This window comes from Achromobacter veterisilvae (genome assembly GCF_037619525.1).
Classification (GTDB): Bacteria; Pseudomonadota; Gammaproteobacteria; order Burkholderiales; family Burkholderiaceae_B; genus Achromobacter; species Achromobacter veterisilvae.
This window is the reverse complement of sequence record NZ_CP148753.1, coordinates 2,365,839-2,382,327: the sequence shown is the minus strand read 5'-3', so window position 1 is coordinate 2,382,327 and position 16,489 is coordinate 2,365,839. Positions and strand designations below refer to the sequence as shown.

The window sequence follows — 16,489 nt, the reverse complement described above, 5'->3', positions numbered from 1 at the left end:
CCGCGCCCCGTCCATCCTTTACGCGGAGCGGCAGCATGAAAATATTTTCCGGGTCCCTCGCGACCGAGACGAACACCTTTTCTCCCATTCCGACCGGGCTGTCCGCCTACCGTGCGCGCGGCTACTTCCCCGCGGGCCAGCACCCCGACCGCATGCAGATGTTCTCCGGCCCGCTCTGGGCCGCCCGCCATCGCGCGCAGGGCACGGACTGGACGCTCATCGAAGGCATGACGGCAGGCGCCACGCCGGCCGGCGTCACCACCCGCCACGCCTACGAAACCCTGCGGGACGAACTGCTGGAGGACCTGCGCCGCGCGGGCAAGGTCGACATCGCCCTGTTCGGCCTGCACGGCGCCATGGTGGCCGACGGCTACGACGATTGCGAAGGCGACCTGCTGCGCCGCGCGCGCGAGATCGTCGGCCCCGATACGGTGATCGGCGCCGAACTGGATCCGCATTGCCACATGACGGCCGCCATGGTCGACAGCGCCGACTTCCTGGTCTGTTTCAAGGAATACCCGCACACCGACATCCTGGAGCGCGCCTACGACCTGGTGGACCTGTGCGTGGCGCGCGCCCAAGGGCGCATCCAGCCCGCGCGCGCCGTGTACGACTGCGAGATGATCTCCATCATGCATACCAGCCGCGAGCCCATGCGCGGCTTCGTGGACCGCCTGCTCGCCATGGAGGGCAAGGAAGGCGTGCTGTCGATTTCCATCGCGCATGGCTTCCCCTGGGGCGACACGCCGGACATGGGGTCCAAGGTGCTGGTCTACACCGACGGCGACCAGGCCCGGGCCGACGCGCTGGCCCGCGCGCTGGGCGAAGAGATCATCGGCTTTCGCGACCGGCTGGCGCCCCCCTACCCCGGCGCCGACGAGGCGCTGGACCAGGCGCTGGCGCTGGACGATTTCCCGGTCGTGCTGGCGGACTCCGCCGACAACGCGGGCGGCGGCGCGCCCAGCGACGCCACCTTCATCCTGGAACGCGTGCTGGCGCGCGGCATCCGCGACGTCGCGACCGGACCCTTCTGGGATCCCGTCGCCGTGCAGCTTTGCTTCGAAGCGGGCGAAGGCGCGCGGATCAAACTGCGCATCGGCGGGAAGGTGGCCCCGGTCTCCGGCATGCCGCTGGACCTGGATTGCGAAATCCTGGCGCTCAAGCGCGACGCCGTCATGACCGGCCTGGCCGGCACCCCCGCGCTGCTGGGCGACACCGCGGTCGTGCGCAGCCAGGGCGTGACCATCGTGCTGACCACCAACCGCACCCAGGCCATGGGCACCGACCTGTTCACGCAGTTCGGCGTGGACCTGCGGGCCATGAAGCTCATCATCGTGAAGTCGTCGCAGCACTTCTACGCCTCGTATTCGCAGGTCGGCCGCCACGTCATCTACGTCGAGACGCCGGGCGCGATCACGCAGGACTACAACGCACTGCCTTACACCAAACGCAAATTGCCGAAATGGCCGTTCACGGCATGAGGCGCCATCCATCGCCGCCCGAGACGGGCTTCGGAATGACCAAGGGGACAAGAATGATCAGACGTTTCAGTTTGCTGGGCGCGGCCGCCCTGCTGGCCATGGGCGCCGCCACGGGCGCGCTCGCCGAGCCCACGACCCTGCGCCTGGTGCCGCACGCGGACCTCAAGACGCTGGACCCGCTCTTCAACACGGCCTACATCACGCGCAACCACGGCTACATGGTGTTCGACACCCTGTTCTCGCAGGATGGCAAGGGCCAGGTCAAACCGCAGATGGTGGACACCTGGACCACGTCCGAAGACGGCAAGACCTGGACCTTCACTCTGCGCGCGGGCCTGAAGTTCAATGACGGCACCCCGGTGAAGGCCGAGGACTGCGTCGCTTCGATCCAGCGCTGGGCGAAGAAGGACACGCTCGGCCAGGCCCTGATGGCCGCCGGCGCCGAACTCGCCGCCACGGGCGACGACACCTTCACGCTGACCTTGAAGGAACCCTTCGGCCTGGTGCTGGACGCCCTGTCCAAGCCGTCCGGCATGCCGCCCTTCATCATGCCCAAGCGTCTGGCCATGACGGACCCGAACAAGCAGGTCACCGAAATGGTCGGCTCCGGCCCGTTCCTGTTCAAGCGCGACGAGTGGGTGCCGGGCAACAAGGTGGTGTATGTGAAGAATCCCGCCTACGTGCCGCGCGCCGAACCGGCCGACGGCCTGGCGGGCGGCAAGAACGTCAAGGTTGATCGCGTCGAATGGGTCTACATCCCCGACGGGAACACGGCCACGGCGGCGCTGATGAACGGCGAAGTCGACATGATCGAGCAGACCACGCCGGACTTCCTGCCCGTCCTGGAAAGCAATCCCGACATCACGCTGGGCACCTCGGTGGCGTCCCAGGGCATGGTCATCGTCAACTCGCTGCACCCGCCGTTCAACAACCCGTTGGCCCGCCAGGCGCTGTACCACCTGGTGAACCAGAAGGAAATGCTGTCGGCCATGGGCTATCCGGAAAAGTACCGGGTCGATTATTGTGCCACCCTCTACATCTGCGGCTCGCCGCTGGCCACCGACGCCGGCGCCGCGCCCTACGCCAAGCCCGATCCGGCGCGCGCCAAGCAGTTGCTCCAGGAAGCCGGCTACAAAGGCGAGAAGGTCGTGGTCCTGTACCCGACCGACCACCTGAGCGCCCCCGCCGTCATGGTGTTGGCGCAGAACATGAAGAAGGCCGGCATCAACGTCGACCTGCAGTCGATGGACTGGGCCTCGCTGGCCGCGCGCCGCCTGAAGAAGGACGCGCCCGAGCAAGGCGGCTGGAGCGTCTTCGTGACCTGGGGCGGCTACTACGACGCCAGCACGCCGGTGACCAATCCCTGGCTGTCGGCCGCCTGCGGCAACAGCCTGCCCGGCTGGCCTTGCGACAAGGAACTCGACACGCTGCGCACCGACTGGATCCGCGAGACGGATCCGGCCAAGCGCAAGGACATCGCCGCGCAGATGCAGGCGCGCGCCTACCAGACCGTGCCATACGTCATGTTCGGCGAGTTCAAGCCGGTGTCCGCGGTGCGCGGCCTCAAGCACACCGAGCTGTTGAAGACCGGCATCCCGGTGATGTGGAACATCGAAAAACCGTAAGGCAGACGCCGGGCGCCTCTCGCGCCCGGCCGCAAGCCCGGGGGAAACCAGCGTGAAATACATCCTGCGCCGCATCGCGGCCGTCATTCCCGTCATGGCCGTCGTCGCGGTCGTGGTGTTCCTGTTGATCCACCTGTCGCCGGGCGATCCGGCGGCCGTGATCGCGGGCGACAATGCCACCGCCGACGACGTGGAGAAAATCCGCCAGAACCTGGGCCTGGACAAGCCGCTGCTTCAGCAGTTCGGCATCTGGGTGGCCCACATCGCCACCGGCGACCTGGGCACCTCGATCGCGACGCAAATGCCGGTGTCGCAACTGATCGGCCAGCGCATGGGCCCCACATTGTCCATCGCCATATTCACCATGCTGTTCGCCGTGATCGCGGCGGTGCCGCTGGGCGTGCTGGCGGCCTGGAACGCGGGACGCTGGCTGGACAGGCTGGTCATGGTCGGCGCGGTCTGCGCCTTCTCGGTGCCGGTCTTCCTGATCGGCTACAGCCTGGTCTACGGCTTCTCCATCAAGCTGGGATGGCTTCCCGTGCAGGGCTACAAGCCGCTGTCCGCCGGCGTGGCGCCCTATCTCCGCCACCTGGTGCTGCCGTGCCTGTCGCTGGGCCTGGTCTATATGGCGCTGCTGACCCGCATGACGCGCGCCACCATGCTGGAAGCCCTGTCCGAAGACTACATCCGCACCGCCCGCGCAAAGGGCCTGTCGGCGGCCCCCGTCGTGTGGCATGCGCTGAAGAACGCCGCCAATCCCATCGTCACCACCATCGGCGTCGGCGTCGCCCTGCTGATCGGCGGCGTGGTCGTCACCGAAACCGTGTTCGCCATCCCCGGCCTGGGCCGCCTGACCATCGACGCCGTGCTGCGCCACGACTACCCCGTCATCCAGGGCGTGCTGCTGGTGGCTTCCGGCATCTACGTACTGATCAATCTGCTGGTCGACCTGAGCTACCGGCTCTTCGATCCTCGCATCCGCTACTGAAGGGGGACACGCATGACTACCGCCACCCTGCCTCTGCCCGCCAGGCGCCCGCGCTACCGCCGGGTCCTCAAATCGCTGCGCCGCCACCCCATGCTGTACGTGGGCGGCGCCATCCTGCTGGCCCTGGCCGCGATCGCGCTGGCCGCCCCCTGGCTGGCCACGGTCGATCCGCTGGACATCAACCCGATGGCGCGGATGAAACCGCCGTCGTCCGAGCATTTCTTCGGCACCGACGCGCTGGGCCGCGACGTGTACTCGCGCACCGTCTGGGGCGCCCGCATATCGCTGGTGGTCGGCATCGTGGTGGCGGCGGTCGCCACCGTGGGCGGTGTCGCGCTGGGCATGGCGGCGGGCTACTTCCGCCGCCTGGACGCCGCGATCATGCGCATCATGGACGGTCTGATGGCCATCCCCGGCGTACTGCTGGCGATCGCGCTGATGGCCACCCTCAAGGGCGGCCTGGGCACGGTGATCATCGCCATCGTCATTCCTGAAGTGCCGCGCGTCGTGCGTCTGGTGCGCGCGCTGGTGCTGACGATCCGCGAACAGCCCTATATCGAGGCGGCCGTGTCCTCCGGCACCCGCGTGCCCGCCATACTGCTGCGCCACATCCTGCCCAACCTGTTCGCGCCGCTGATGGTGCAGGCCACCTTCATCGCCGCCTCGGCCATCCTGACGGAGGCCGTGCTGAGTTTCCTGGGCGTGGGCATCCCGCCCCAGACCCCAAGCTGGGGCAACATCATGGCCGAGGGCCGCAACTTCGTCGCCGTGGCCTTCCACATCATCCTGTATCCGGGCCTGTTCCTGGGCGTGGCCGTCCTGGCCGTCAATCTCGTGGGCGACGGGCTGCGCGACATGCTCGACCCCCGCCTGGCCAAAAAGCTGTAGGAGCGCCCATGCAACCCCAACCTGTCTTGCGCGTGCACGACCTCACCACCTGCTTCGACGGGGACGACACCACGGTGGTTGCCGTGGACGGCCTCTCGTTCGACCTGCTGCCCGGCGAAACCCTGGGCCTGGTCGGCGAATCCGGATGCGGGAAGAGCGTCACGTCGCTGTCCATCATGCGCCTGCTGCGCGCCCCCGGGCGCGTCGCGGGCGGCCGGATCGAATTCGACGGGCGCGACCTGCTCGCCCTGCCCGAGAAGGCCATGCGCAAGATCCGAGGCAACCGGATCTCGATGATCTTCCAGGAACCGATGACCTCCCTGAACCCCGTGTTCACGATCGGCAGGCAGATCAGCGAATCGCTCATGCTGCACCAGGGCCTGTCGCGCCGCGACGCCCTGGCGCAGGCAGAGAAGCTGCTGGACCTGGTGCAGATATCCGACCCCGCCCGCCGCGTCCGCGAGTATCCCTACCAGTTGTCGGGCGGCATGCGCCAGCGCGCCATGATCGCCATGGCCCTCGCCTGCCAGCCCAAAGTCCTGATCGCCGACGAGCCCACCACGGCGCTGGACGTCACCATCCAGGCGCAGATCCTGCACCTGCTGCGGGACATCCAGGCCAGGCTCGGCACCGCCATCGTGCTGATCACGCACGACCTGGGCGTGGTGGCGCAGATGTGCCAGCGCGTCATCGTGATGTACGCCGGCCGCAAGGTGGAGGAAGGCAGCGTCGACGACGTCCTGGACCGCCCGCAGCATCCCTATACCCAGGCGCTGATCCGCTCCCTGCCCGAGTTCGTGGACGGCCAGGGCCATGGCGCGCGGCTGGCCGAGCTGCCCGGCATCGTGCCGGTGATGACGCCGGCGTCGCGCGGCTGCCCCTTCGCCGAGCGCTGTTCCCAGGCGCAGCCGCGCTGCGTCGAAGCCGCCCCGCCCGCCGTGGACGCCGGCAGCCGGCACCGCGTCTGGTGCTGGGCCCGCGAGGCCGCGCCCGTAGCCGACGCCATGACTGCGTGAGACCCGACATGAACCTGCACGACACCCCCCTTGCGCCCGCCGCCGAGGCCTTGCCCATGCTCGAAGTCGTCGGCCTCAGGAAGCACTTCCCCGTCGACGGCGGCGCGAAAGTGCTGCGCGCCGTCGACGGCGTGTCCTTGTCCGTCCCGCGCGGCCAGACCCTGAGCCTGGTCGGCGAATCCGGCTGCGGCAAGTCCACCACCGGCAAGTGCCTGATCCGGCTCGCCGAGCCCACCGAAGGCCGCATCCTGCTGGAAGGGCACGACCTGGCGGCGATGAACGGCAGCCAGTTGCGCGCCATGCGCCAGCGGATGCAGTTCATCTTCCAGGACCCGTTTTCGTCCATGAACCCGCGCATGCGCGTGCGCGACATCATCGGCGAGCCGCTGCGCAACTTCGGCCACGGCCGCGCCGCGATCCGGGAACGCGTCGCGCAACTGCTGGCGCGGGTCAGCCTGCGCCCCGACGCCGCCGACCGCTACCCCCACGAATTCTCGGGCGGGCAGCGCCAGCGCATCGTCATCGCGCGCGCGCTGGCGCTGGACCCGGGCCTGATCGTCTGCGACGAACCCGTGTCCGCGCTGGACGTCTCGGTCCAGGCCCAGGTCATCAATCTGCTGATGGACCTGCAGCGAGACCTGGGCCTGACCTACGTATTCATCTCCCATGACCTGAGCGTGGTGCGCCACATCAGCCACCGGGTCGCGGTGATGTACCTGGGCCGGATCGTGGAGATCGGCACGCGCGACGCCATCTTCGGGCGCCCCGCCCACCCCTACACCCGCGCCCTGCTGGCGGCGGTGCCGTCCGCGCGCCAGGGAGAGCGCGCGCCGGTCGAGGTGCTGAAGGGCGAAATCCCCAGCCCCCTGTCGCCGCCTTCGGGCTGCGCGTTCCGCACCCGCTGCCCCATGGCCCAGCCCCGCTGCGCCCAGGAAACCCCGCCGCCCCGCCACATCGCCCCCGAACAGCAGGTCGCCTGCCACTTTGCCTAGCCGGAGATACGCATGAACCAGCCCGACGCCCCCCCATTCGACTACATTCTTGCCGGCGGCACCGTCATCGACGGCGCCAACGTCCCCGGCCGCCGGGCCGACGTCGGCGTGCGCGGCGACCGGATCGCCGCGGTGGGCGACCTGAGCGGCAGCGCCGCCGGGCTGCGCATCGACGTCGCCGGCAAGGTGGTGGCGCCGGGGTTCATCGATTCGCACACGCACGACGACAACTACCTGCTCAGGCACCGCGACATGACGCCCAAGATCTCGCAGGGCGTCACCACGGTCGTCACCGGCAATTGCGGCATCAGCCTGGCGCCGCTGGCGCACGCCAACCCGCCCGCGCCGCTGGACCTGCTGGACGAAGGCGGCTCCTATCGCTTCGAGCGCTTCTCCGACTATCTGGACGCCCTGCGCGCCGCGCCCGCCGCCGTCAACGCCGCCTGCATGGTGGGCCACTCCACGCTGCGCGCGGCGGTCATGGCCGACCTGAAGCGCGAAGCCACGCCCGCCGAAGTGCGGGCCATGCGGGCCCTGGCCGACGACGCGCTGGCCAGCGGCGCCATCGGCATCTCCACCGGCACGTTCTACCCGCCGGCCGCCAGCGCCAGCACCGAGGAGATCATCGAAGTCTGCCGCCCGCTCGGCGCGCGCGGCGGCATCTACGCCACGCACATGCGCGACGAAGGCGAGCACATCGTGCCGGCCCTGGAGGAGACCTTCCGCATCGGCCGCGAACTGGGCGTGCCCGTCGTCATCTCGCACCACAAAGTCATGGGCAAGCCGAACTTCGGACGTTCCAGGGAAACGCTGCGCCTGATCGAAGCCGCCATGGCCGCGCAGGACGTCTCGCTGGACGCCTATCCCTACGTGGCGGGCTCCACCATGCTCAAGCAGGACCGCGTCCTGCTTGCCGGGCGCACCCTCATCACCTGGTGCAAGCCCTTCCCCGAACTGAGCGGACGCGACCTGGACGAAGTCGCCGCCGAGCGCGGCAAGTCCAAGTACGACGTGGTGCAGGAACTGCAGCCCGCCGGCGCCATCTATTTCATGATGGACGAGCCCGACGTCCAGCGCATCCTGGCGTTCGGCCCCACCATGATCGGCTCGGACGGCCTGCCCCATGACGAACGCCCCCACCCGCGGCTGTGGGGCACCTTCCCCCGCGTGCTCGGCCACTACTCCCGCGACCTGGGCCTCTTCCCCCTCGAAACCGCGGTCTGGAAGATGACCGGCCTGACCGCCGCCAAGTTCGGCCTGGCCGGGCGTGGACAGGTGCAGCCCGGCTACTTCGCGGACCTGGTGGTCTTCGACCCGGCGACCGTGGCCGATTCCGCCACGTTCGAGCGCCCCACGGAGCGCGCCGCCGGCATCCATTCCGTCTACGTCAACGGCGCGCCGGTCTGGCAGGACCAGGCCTTCACCGGCCGGCACGCGGGCCGGGTGCTGAACCGCTCCGCCTGAGCGGCCGCAACCTTTACAATCGGCATGCGCGGCGGGGCTTGCGGGCCCTGCCCCAGCCCTCAACCCCTTGATGCCACACCGCTACATGGCCCTTTCCGGCAAGACCGTCCCGCCCGAGATCGTGGGCAAGGAAGAAATGGGCGCTCGCCTGCGGGCCGAGCGCAAGGCAAGGAAACTGACCTTGCAGGCCGTGTCGCGCGCCAGCGGCATCGCGGTGTCGACGCTCTCGAAGGCCGAGCTGGGGCAGATCGCCCTGAGCTACGAAAAGTTCGCCGCGCTGGCGCGGGCGCTGGACATCGACATGACCCGCATGTTCATGCTGGGGGACACCCCCCAGGCGGCCGTCGCTCCCACCTTCATCAAGAACAAGCTCGGCGACGCCCGCGACTACGTCACGGAGAACTATCACTACCGCTTGCTCATGGGCGAATACCCCGGCAAGAAGATGACCCCGATGTTCGCCCTGATCGACGCGCGCGAGGTGGTCGAGTTCGAGGACTATATCCGGCACCCGGGCCAGGAATTCGCCGTGGTGCTGTCGGGCAAGGTACGCATCCAGTTCGAGAACGGCGACAGCGTGGTGCTCGGGAAGCTCGAAACCGCCTATTTCGACAGCAGCATCGGGCACGTCTACCTGTCGCTGAGCAGGAAGCCGGCGGAAGTCCTGGCGGTCTGCAGCGACACGGACGAGGTGCCCTCGCGCCTGAAGGCGACCTGAGCGCGAGCGCGGCAGCCCGCGCCTACCCCAGGATCTCCCCATTGTGCTCCCCCAGCCCCGGCGCCCCGCCGGCGGCCGCCCGCGGACTGGCTGAGAAGCGGAACGGCGTGGGCGCGCAGCGCAGCGCGCCCTCGGTCGGGTGCTCGACGTCCTGGAAAAAACCCACGTCGGCCAGGTGCGGATCGTTCAGCAGCTCGTCCAGGCCGTTGGCCGGCCCGGCGGGAATGTCGTGCTCAAGAAAGAGCGCCAGCCATTCGGCCGCGCTGCGCGCCAGCAGGCTCTCGCTGATCTCTTCGTACAGCGGTTCCGCGTGGCGGATGCGGTCTCCCATCGTCGCGAAGCGCGGGTCCGCCGCCAACTCGGGCCGGCCCACCAGGGAGAACAGGCGCTGCCATTGCGCGTCCGTATTGGCGACCAGGCAGACGTGCCCGTCGCGGGTCTTCAGGGGCCGGTGGTAGCGGCTGAAGACCCGTTCGTAGCCGCGCGCCGGCGCCTCCGCCCGTGCGCCGCTGAAAATGCTGTCGGCCAGGTGTTCCACCAGATTGAAGGACGCCATGGTTTCGAACATGGGCACTTCCACCTGCTGCCCCTGCCCGCTGGCCGCGCGCGCCACCAGCGCCGACGCAATCGCGCCGGCCAGGTAGACGCCGCAGAGCTTGTCGGTGAAAAGCATGGGCACGAAGCCGGGCTCGCCGTACATGCGCGCATGCAGGCCCGATACCCCGCTCATGCCCTGGATCACGTCGTCATAGGCGGGGCGCTCGGCGTAGCGGCCGTCCTGGTGGAAACCCAGGGCCACGGCATAGACCAGCCGCGGATGGCGCGGGGCCAGGTCTTCGTAGGCGATGCCCAGCCGCCGCGCCGCGGCCGGACGCATGTTGTGCACGAAGACGTCGGCCGTGGCCAGCAGCGCGTCCAGGCGCGCCACGTCGCCGGCGTCCTTCAGGTCCAGCACCACGCTGCGCTTTCCGCGGTTCAGGTTGAGGAAGAAGGACCCCATCTTCGGGTTGCGCGACGTGCCGACCATACGCATGGGATCGCCCTGCGGCGGCTCGACCTTGATCACCTCGGCGCCCATGTCCGCGAGCATTTGGGTCGCCATCGGCCCGAATACGAAATTGCTGGCGTCGATGACGCGCATGCCGGCCAAAGGACCTGTCATATCTGCTCCTGGTTGGGTATCGCCCGGGACGGGCCCGGGATGGGCACGGCCCGCGGCGGGGCGGGAGCGAGCCGCTCGCGCGCCTCGCGCAGCAGGTCGCGCCCGATGATGAGATGCTGCACCTCGGTCGCGCCTTCGTAGATCCGGAGCGCGCGGACGTCGCGGTACAGCCGTTCCATGATGTGGCCCTCGCGCACGCCCAGGCCGCCGTGCATCTGCAGCGCCGCGTCCACGACTTGCTGGGCGTGCTCGGTGGCGGCCAGCTTGGCCATGGCCGCCGCGCGCGGCGATCCCTGGCCCGCGTCGCGCGCCCAGGCGGCGCGGTAGACCAGCAGCGCCGAGGCGTCCGTCAGGGTCGCCATCTGGCTCAGCCTGGCCTGGGACAATTGGAAGTCGGCAAGCGTCTTGCCGAACATCTCACGCTCCAGCGCGTATCGCGTGGCCTCGGCCAACGCGCGGCGCGAAAAGCCCAGGGCCGCCGCGCCCACCGAAACGCGGAAGATGTCCAGCGTGCGCATGGCCAGCTTGAATCCCTGGCCCGGTTCGCCCAGCCGCTGGCCGCCATCGACGCGGCAAGCGGAAAACGCCAGCGTAGCCAGCGGATGCGGAGAAATGACGTCGATGCGCTCCGATACCTCCAGGCCGGGCGTGCCGGCGTCCACGATGAACGCCGAGATGCCCTTGGCGCCCGCGCTGCCGGGCTCGCGGGCGAAGACGACGTAGTAGTCGGCGATGCCGCCGTTGGAGATCCAGGTTTTCGTGCCGTCCAGGACATAGGTGTCGCCGTCCCGCCTGGCGGTGCACGCCAGCGCGGCCACGTCGGAGCCCGCCTGCGGCTCCGACAGCGCGAAGGCCGCCACGTAGCGCCCTTCGCGGGTCGGCCCCAGGTAGCGTTCGCGCTGCGAGGGCGAGCCGTCCAGCGAGATGGCGGCCGAGCCCAGCCCTTGCATGGCGAATACGAAATCGAACAGCGCGCCCTGCTGCGCGAGCCTGTCGCGCAGCAGGCAGACCGCGCGCGTGTCGATGCGCGCGCCGGCCTGGGCCGGATCCGCCACGGCATGCGCGAGCAGGCCCGCCTGCCCCATCCGCGCCGCCAGCTCCCGGCACGCCCGGTCCAGTTCGAGCCGGCCCTGCGGCGCGGACCAGGCAGGCAAAGCCGACAGCCAGTCCTCGGCCTGCCGCAGCACCGCCTGGTGCTCCGCACCGAAGAAGGGCAACGCGAGCGTCGCTTGCATATCCATCGCGTAACGTCCTGTCGTGGGTGCCGGATTACTGCTTGGGGATGTTGGCGGTCTGCGCCGTGGCGATCTCGAGCTCGATTTCTTTCCTTTGGAATTTGGCCAGCGCTTCCGCGTCGCCAATGAAGGAAATGAAATTGCTCTGCGCCAGGAAATCGCGCGTCTTGGGCTCGGCATAGATCGCCAGCAGGGCGTCCTGCAAGGTCTTGATCACCGGGGCGGGCGTCTTGGCCGGCGCGAACATGGCCCACCACGCCACCTTGAAGAAGTCCTTGTATCCCAGCTCCTGCAAGGTCGGCGCGTCCGGCGCGCTGGCCAGCCGTTCGTTCGTCGTCACCGCCAGCAGCCGCAGCTTGCCCGCCTGCACCAGGGCCTGCGCGCCGCTGTATTCCGCGATCACGAAATCCACCTGCTTGCCGGCCAGGTCATTGAGCGCCGGGCCCGCGCCCTTGTACGAAATGCCATTGGCGCTGGCCTGCGCGAGCGACAGGAACCATTCCGTGGCGATCTGGTAGGTCGCGCTGCCCGCACCGTAGTTCAGCTTCTTCGGATCTTTTTTCGCGGCCGCGACCAGGTCCGCCACGGACTTGTACGGCGAATCCTGGTAGACGTAGAAGCCCATCGGCGCCTGGGCCAGCACCGCCACCGGCGCCAGGTCGGTCAAGGGGTCGTAGGGCAGCTTGGCGAACGCCGCCACGTTGGTCGCCACCGGCGCATTGGCCGCGAGCAGCAGCGTGTAGCCGTCCGGCGCGGCCGATACCACCGTCTGGGTCGCGATGATGCCGCTTGCGCCCGGCCGGTTTTCGGCGATCACGGGCTGGCCCAGCCTGGCCTCCAGTTGGCGGGCGGTGAAGCGCGCCAGCGTGTCGGTGCCGGTGCCCGGCGGATAGGGAACGATCAGCCGGATGGGCTTGTCGGGAAAGGCGTAGCTCGCCTGCGCGCCCACGGCCAGCGTGACGCCGATGAACAGCTTGATCAATCGTTTCATGTCTCCTGCTCCTTGATAGTGCTTTGTCGTTGGTTGTTGGGATACACGGGTCTGCGCCCGTTGTCAGGGGGAGGGTTGCGGATGCAGGGCGACGCGCCCGATCACCTCGCGGGACGCCAGGACGGCCAGCGCCTCTTCGTACGATTCCAGCGCGAAGGTCCGCTGCGTGCGGGGCTTCAGCGCGCCCTCGACCACCCAGCCGAACAGTGTCGCGAACGCGGCGCGCACCGCCGCGCGGCGTTCGGGCGGGACCGGCACGCGGCCCCAGCCCATGTAGTAGCCCCAGTAGATGCCGATGGCCGTGGCGTTCTTGACCAACAGGATATTGGCGGGAATCTGCGGGATATCGCCGCCGGCGAAACCCATGGGGATCAGCCGCCCTTCCGGGGCCACGCAGCGCATCGACTCGTCGAAGACTTTGCCGCCCACCGGATCGAAGATCACGTCGGCGCCGCGGCCGCCGGTCAGCGACAGCACGGCATCGCGGAAGTCGCCGTCGCGGTAGTTCAGCCCGGCGTCGGCGCCATGGGCCCGCGCCGCGTCGAGCTTGGCTTGCGTGCTGGCGCAAGCGATGACCCTCGCGCCCATCCTCTTGGCGATTTCGATGGCCGCCAGCCCGCTGCCTCCGCTGGCGCCGTGCACCAGCACGGTCTCGCCGGGCTGAAGGTGCGCGCGCCAGCACAGCGCCCCGTAGGCCGTGGCGTAGATGGTCGGGAACTGCACGGCGCTGTCGAAGTCCACGCCGTCGGGCAGGGCGAACGTGGTGTCCTCCGGGGCCACCGCCTCGCTGGCGAAGCCTCCCGAACGCACGCCGGCCACCACCCGGTCTCCCGGGCGGAACAGGGTGACGTCCGGCGCGCATTCGGTGACGATGCCCGCGACCTCGGTGCCCGGGGTCAGGGGCAGCGCCGGCCGGTTCTGGTGCTTGCCTTGCAGCACCAGCAGATTGGCGAAGCTCACGCCGCAGGAATGCACGGCGATGCGCACGCCGCCAGGAATCATGGGCGGCGCGGCGCAGACTTCCACGCTGACTTGGCTGGGATCGTCCAGCCCTCGGCAAATCACGGCTCGCATGCGGGGCTCCTAATCGGCATCGGGCAAGGCGCCATGACGGCCCGCGCCCTGTTGGAAACGTTGCGCGCCCGCCCTCGCCTCCAGGCGGCGCGCCTCGGCGGCATAGGCCATTTCGGCCGCCACGGCGTCCCGTTCCGCCATGCCCGCCTGGGCATAGGCCGATTGGCGGTCGGAACGCAAGGCGATCTGCGGGAACTGCGCCATCTGGTGCGCCAGCGCCTCGGCCTCCGCGCGCGCCTGCCCGTCCGGGACGACGCGGTTGACGAGCCCGTAGCGCTCGGCCTCCGCCGCGGACACGATGCGGGCGGTCAACAGCATGTCCAGGGCGCGGCTCATGCCGATCAGCCGGGGCAGGCGCACGGTCGTGCCGTCGCTCATGGGCACGCCCCAGCGGCGCGACAGCACGGCGAACGAGGCGCTCTCTTCCGCGATCCGCAGGTCGCACCACAGGGCCACGCCCAGCCCGCCGGCGCACGCATGGCCGGCCACGGCCGCGATCACGGGCTTGGACAGCGGCGCGTGCAGCGGACCTTCCGGGCTGCCCGCCCACGGCTCGTAATCGGTGCCGCCCGCCAGTTCCTTGAGATCGGCGCCGGAACAGAAAGCCCCGCCCGCGCCGCACAGCACGGCGACGCGCGCTTCGTCGTCGGCGTCGAATTCGCGCATGGCGCGGGCCAGCCCGGCCGCCGCTTCGCGATCCAGCGCATTGCGCACTTCGGGCCGGTTGATGATCACCGTCGTCACAAAGCCGGTGCGTTCCACCAGGATTTTCGGAGCCATAGATCGCTGTCGTCCTGTTATTTAAATAATACCGATTAGTATCAAAATGGATTAAAAAAAACCGCGCGGGTCCGTCGCCCGCGCGGTCCAGCGCTTACTGCGGATGCGGCAACAACGCGCTGACCGCGAAGCCGGCCAGTTCATCGGCGACGCGCTCGCGGTCCTTCGCGGTTTCGTTCTTGCGCGGGTGATACCAGCGCGACGTCCAGTTCAATGCGCCCAGCAGCGGCTTGACCAGCAGCTTGGGATCCATGGGGCGGAAATCGCCGGACTGCACGCCCTCTTCGATCACGCGCATGTACAGGGCTTCGTTCGCCGCCCGCAGCTTGAGGATGTCTTCCAGCTCGGCGCGTTCGGAAGCCGTGGTGCGGCCCGTCAGGTGCAGCTCCAGGCCCTGCGCGGCCACCCGGAGATACGCCAGGTGCTCCATCATCAGCAGCGTGTGGTCATGCGCCATCCCGCGCAACCGGGCCGCGGGGCTTCCGCCGGCCAGGGCGTGAGGCTCGATCGCCTCGCGGGTCAATTCCATGGCGCGCCGCTGCACGGCGAAAAACAGCGCCGACTTGTTGCGGTAGTAGTAATAGATGATGCCCTTGGTGGCGCCGTACGCGTCGCTGATGTCGTCGAGCGAGGCCGCGGAAAAGCCCAGGTTCATGAATACGGACGCGGCGGCGTCGAGAATGGCGAGGCGCTTCTCGATTCCTTCCGTACTGTCGATCAGGCTTGGCCGTCCCATGGTGTCCTTGCTGTGCCGAAAATAAACGCGAAATTCTACCCTCAGGGCCGTCCGCCGAATTCCGCGCGGATGGCCTGCGTATGCGCGCCGATGGCCGGCACCTCGCCCAACTCGCGCGGTTCGCCGCGCACCTGCACGGGCGGCGCCACGATGGATGCCTCGCCGTGCGCGGTGCGCACGTTCACGCGGCGCAGGTGCGGATGCGCCGACAATTCCTTGACGCCGTTGACGGACGCGTACGCGATCTTCGCCTGCGTCAGGCGCTGCCGCAGTTCGGCAAGATCCATTCCGCGCAGCACCGATTCGATCTCGGCCTTCAGCCCGTCGGCGTGCCGCACGCGATCCTGGTTGCTGCGGTAGCGCGCGTCGTCGACCCATTCAGGCCGCCGCAGGACGTCGCTGGCGAAGCGGCGCCACTCGCCGTCGTTCTGCACCCCGATCAGGAGCTGCTGCCCGTCGCCGCAGGCGAACGCGCCGTAGGGAGCGATGGTGGGATGCCCCAGTCCCACGCGCGGCCAGACCGTGCCGGCGTAGTCGTAGTGCAGCAAGGGCACGGTCATCCAGTCGGCCATCGCATCGAACAGCGACACGTGCAGCGCGCTGCCCTGCCCCGTCCGCTCGCGCTGCAGCAGCGCTTCGAGAATGGCGGCGTGCGCGTACATGCCGGTGCCGATATCGCAGGCGGAAATGCCGATGCGCCCGGGCGCTTCCGGCGTGCCGGTCACCGAGGCGACGCCCGATTCGGCCTGCACCAGCAGATCGTAGGCGCGCATGTCCGCATACGGCCCCGTCTCTCCGTAGCCGGTGATGTCGCAGGTGATCAGCCGCGGATTGGCGGCGCGCATTTCCTGCCAGCCGAAGCCCGCGCGCGCCGCCGCGCCCGGCCCCAGGTTCTGGATCAGCACGTCGGCCTGGAGGATCAGCGTGCGCAGCAGCGCCATGTCCTCCGGCTGCGCGAAGTCCAGCACGATGGACTCCTTGCCGCGGTTGAGCCACACGAAATACGTACTGTCGCCCATGACCGCGCCGTCGTAGCCGCGCGCGAAATCGCCGGCCGCGCGTTCGATCTTGATCACGCGCGCGCCGGCGTCGGCCAGCCGCGACGAAGCATAGGGCGCCGCGGCGGCCTGTTCCACAGCGATCACCAACAGACCTTCCAAGGGCAACGGCATTCCTGTCTCCAATCCAGTATTCTTTTTTTAATGCTACCGCGTAGTATCAGAATTCGCAAGAACCCGCCGATGCTGGCATCAGACTGTCACATGCGGCGGCGATACTGGCGGCGCAATGCGCGCAGATCCCGGCGATCCCTCCGGGAAAGCCCGGATATCCATATGAA

General features: G+C 68.9%; 15 protein-coding genes. 8 read left to right on the top strand and 7 right to left on the bottom strand.

Annotated elements, in window-relative coordinates:
• Positions 1–35 precede the first annotated feature (35 nt).
• From WHX56_RS11010 to WHX56_RS10975, 8 genes are all read left to right on the top strand, one after another.
• Positions 36–1,481: a M81 family metallopeptidase gene (locus WHX56_RS11010; protein WP_338881213.1), complete on the top strand. Its 1,446-nt coding sequence runs from the start codon at positions 36–38 to the stop codon at positions 1,479–1,481.
• Between the two features lie 53 nt (positions 1,482–1,534).
• Positions 1,535–3,106: an ABC transporter substrate-binding protein gene (locus WHX56_RS11005; RefSeq protein WP_338881212.1), complete on the top strand. Its 1,572-nt coding sequence runs from the start codon at positions 1,535–1,537 to the stop codon at positions 3,104–3,106.
• A 52-nt stretch (positions 3,107–3,158) separates the two neighbouring features.
• Positions 3,159–4,094: an ABC transporter permease gene (locus tag WHX56_RS11000; RefSeq protein WP_129239604.1), complete on the top strand. Its 936-nt coding sequence runs from the start codon at positions 3,159–3,161 to the stop codon at positions 4,092–4,094.
• 12 nt (positions 4,095–4,106) lie between these two features.
• Entirely contained in the window at positions 4,107–4,982 is an 876-nt protein-coding gene (locus WHX56_RS10995) for an ABC transporter permease (protein ID WP_338881211.1), read from the top strand.
• A gap of 8 nt (positions 4,983–4,990) precedes the next feature.
• The gene (locus WHX56_RS10990; protein WP_338881210.1) at positions 4,991–5,998 is read left to right on the top strand and encodes an ABC transporter ATP-binding protein; all 1,008 of its coding nucleotides are present in this window, start codon (positions 4,991–4,993) and stop codon (positions 5,996–5,998) included.
• 8 nt (positions 5,999–6,006) lie between these two features.
• Positions 6,007–6,990 carry a dipeptide ABC transporter ATP-binding protein gene (locus WHX56_RS10985; protein ID WP_338881209.1) on the top strand — a complete coding sequence of 328 codons (984 nt, stop codon included), beginning with the start codon at positions 6,007–6,009 and terminating at the stop codon, positions 6,988–6,990.
• A 12-nt stretch (positions 6,991–7,002) separates the two neighbouring features.
• Entirely contained in the window at positions 7,003–8,454 is a 1,452-nt protein-coding gene (locus tag WHX56_RS10980) for a D-aminoacylase (protein WP_338881208.1), read from the top strand.
• Positions 8,455–8,524: 70 nt separating this feature from the next.
• On the top strand, positions 8,525–9,172 hold the full coding sequence (locus WHX56_RS10975) for a helix-turn-helix domain-containing protein (protein ID WP_287755310.1): 648 nt from the start codon (positions 8,525–8,527) through the stop codon (positions 9,170–9,172).
• Positions 9,173–9,194: 22 nt separating this feature from the next.
• Here the strand turns inward: WHX56_RS10975 and WHX56_RS10970 are convergent, their stop codons facing one another.
• The 7 genes from WHX56_RS10970 to WHX56_RS10940 form a co-directional block, all read right to left on the bottom strand.
• Positions 9,195–10,334: a CoA transferase gene (locus WHX56_RS10970; protein ID WP_338881207.1), complete on the bottom strand. Its 1,140-nt coding sequence runs from the start codon at positions 10,332–10,334 to the stop codon at positions 9,195–9,197.
• Complete coding sequence (locus tag WHX56_RS10965) at positions 10,331–11,575, bottom strand: acyl-CoA dehydrogenase family protein (protein ID WP_338881206.1); 1,245 nt, start codon at positions 11,573–11,575, stop codon at positions 10,331–10,333. The genes WHX56_RS10970 and WHX56_RS10965 overlap by 4 nt, the downstream gene beginning before the upstream one ends.
• A 28-nt stretch (positions 11,576–11,603) precedes the next feature.
• Positions 11,604–12,560: a tripartite tricarboxylate transporter substrate binding protein gene (locus WHX56_RS10960; RefSeq protein ID WP_338881205.1), complete on the bottom strand. Its 957-nt coding sequence runs from the start codon at positions 12,558–12,560 to the stop codon at positions 11,604–11,606.
• Between the two features lie 63 nt (positions 12,561–12,623).
• Positions 12,624–13,634: an NADPH:quinone oxidoreductase family protein gene (locus WHX56_RS10955; RefSeq protein ID WP_129239613.1), complete on the bottom strand. Its 1,011-nt coding sequence runs from the start codon at positions 13,632–13,634 to the stop codon at positions 12,624–12,626.
• A gap of 9 nt (positions 13,635–13,643) precedes the next feature.
• Positions 13,644–14,414 carry a crotonase/enoyl-CoA hydratase family protein gene (locus WHX56_RS10950; RefSeq protein WP_287755951.1) on the bottom strand — a complete coding sequence of 257 codons (771 nt, stop codon included), beginning with the start codon at positions 14,412–14,414 and terminating at the stop codon, positions 13,644–13,646.
• Between the two features lie 94 nt (positions 14,415–14,508).
• A complete protein-coding gene (locus WHX56_RS10945) occupies positions 14,509–15,150 on the bottom strand; it encodes a TetR family transcriptional regulator (RefSeq protein WP_338881204.1) in 642 nt (213 codons plus the stop codon).
• 41 nt (positions 15,151–15,191) lie between these two features.
• Complete coding sequence (locus tag WHX56_RS10940) at positions 15,192–16,322, bottom strand: CaiB/BaiF CoA-transferase family protein (RefSeq protein WP_338881203.1); 1,131 nt, start codon at positions 16,320–16,322, stop codon at positions 15,192–15,194.
• Between the last annotated feature and the right edge of the window lie 167 nt (positions 16,323–16,489).

What these genes read in the sequence shown, in the direction of transcription:
- WHX56_RS11005 (WP_338881212.1), top strand. Translation starts at nt 1,535, where the DNA reads ATGATCAGACGTTTCAGTTTGCTGGGCGCGGCCGCCCTGCTGGCCATG.
- WHX56_RS10950 (WP_287755951.1), bottom strand. Translation starts at nt 14,414, where the DNA reads ATGGCTCCGAAAATCCTGGTGGAACGCACCGGCTTTGTGACGACGGTG.
- WHX56_RS10985 (WP_338881209.1), top strand. Translation starts at nt 6,007, where the DNA reads ATGAACCTGCACGACACCCCCCTTGCGCCCGCCGCCGAGGCCTTGCCC.
- WHX56_RS10940 (WP_338881203.1), bottom strand. Translation starts at nt 16,322, where the DNA reads ATGCCGTTGCCCTTGGAAGGTCTGTTGGTGATCGCTGTGGAACAGGCC.
- WHX56_RS10970 (WP_338881207.1), bottom strand. Translation starts at nt 10,334, where the DNA reads ATGACAGGTCCTTTGGCCGGCATGCGCGTCATCGACGCCAGCAATTTC.
- WHX56_RS11010 (WP_338881213.1), top strand. Translation starts at nt 36, where the DNA reads ATGAAAATATTTTCCGGGTCCCTCGCGACCGAGACGAACACCTTTTCT.
- WHX56_RS10955 (WP_129239613.1), bottom strand. Translation starts at nt 13,634, where the DNA reads ATGCGAGCCGTGATTTGCCGAGGGCTGGACGATCCCAGCCAAGTCAGC.
- WHX56_RS10965 (WP_338881206.1), bottom strand. Translation starts at nt 11,575, where the DNA reads ATGGATATGCAAGCGACGCTCGCGTTGCCCTTCTTCGGTGCGGAGCAC.
- WHX56_RS10945 (WP_338881204.1), bottom strand. Translation starts at nt 15,150, where the DNA reads ATGGGACGGCCAAGCCTGATCGACAGTACGGAAGGAATCGAGAAGCGC.
- WHX56_RS10995 (WP_338881211.1), top strand. Translation starts at nt 4,107, where the DNA reads ATGACTACCGCCACCCTGCCTCTGCCCGCCAGGCGCCCGCGCTACCGC.
- WHX56_RS10975 (WP_287755310.1), top strand. Translation starts at nt 8,525, where the DNA reads ATGCCACACCGCTACATGGCCCTTTCCGGCAAGACCGTCCCGCCCGAG.
- WHX56_RS10990 (WP_338881210.1), top strand. Translation starts at nt 4,991, where the DNA reads ATGCAACCCCAACCTGTCTTGCGCGTGCACGACCTCACCACCTGCTTC.
- WHX56_RS10960 (WP_338881205.1), bottom strand. Translation starts at nt 12,560, where the DNA reads ATGAAACGATTGATCAAGCTGTTCATCGGCGTCACGCTGGCCGTGGGC.
- WHX56_RS10980 (WP_338881208.1), top strand. Translation starts at nt 7,003, where the DNA reads ATGAACCAGCCCGACGCCCCCCCATTCGACTACATTCTTGCCGGCGGC.